We start from the raw sequence: 747 nt of genomic DNA, 5'->3' as shown, positions 1-747 counted from the left end.
TGGGTTCGCTGGAATAGCGCCAAGTATGGCGACCGCACGTTTCAGGTTCTGACGCGCCAGCTTGGCGGGATCAATACCGATGGCGCTCGCGATATCTCGCTGTCTTTGCAGCAGATCAGCAACGGTGTGTTTGATCCGACAGCCTACGAGACCAACCCGCCGAACATCATCGTAATCCCACCCCCGCAATATCTGGCCGAAGTGCAAAATTTCTTCGCCATTCCAATTGTTGTTGTTGCAGATGGACAAGGCGAACTGCCCGGTGTGCGGCTGATCTGGGATCCGATTGATGATATCTCGGTCGTCGGCGTCGATATCGAATATTGGCCAGCGAATGACCCGTCGCAGGTGTTTACCAAGTTCGTGACTTGGGACGTGATCAACGTCCCAATAGTTGAAGGCCTGACCTCGCTGACTGACTGGTTTGTCCGGACACGCTTGCGCGTGGACAATGGCCGGTCGGTGGCTTGGTCGACAGAAACGCCATTCACGACACTTAAGGCGGCAGGTGATGATAGCCCGGTCGATTACGAGCGCCTCGACGGTGACGTGAAGGGCCTCATCAACTGGATGACTGACGACCGGCGCGAGATTATTCGGCAAGCGCAGGAAAACGCCACCAAGACCGCCGACGGAATGCTGGCCGGTTATGCCGATAGTCGGTCACTTCGCCGCGAGCTTGCCAGCACCTACGGCAAGGCAAAGGCTTCGTGGTCGGAGGATATCTATGTAGCGACCGGGCCCAAC

1 pseudogene is annotated in these 747 nt (G+C 57.0%); it reads left to right on the top strand.

The window, feature by feature from the left end:
* Nucleotides 1-747, top strand: a pseudogene (locus HWD97_RS24230) (hypothetical protein); the annotation flags it as partial.

The sequence above is a fragment of the Ochrobactrum sp. C6C9 genome (assembly GCF_022627935.1).
In the GTDB taxonomy this organism is placed as follows: domain Bacteria; phylum Pseudomonadota; class Alphaproteobacteria; order Rhizobiales; family Rhizobiaceae; genus Brucella; species Brucella teleogrylli.
Note: the sequence above shows the minus strand (reverse complement) of the source record. Positions and strands in the feature narration are given on the sequence as shown.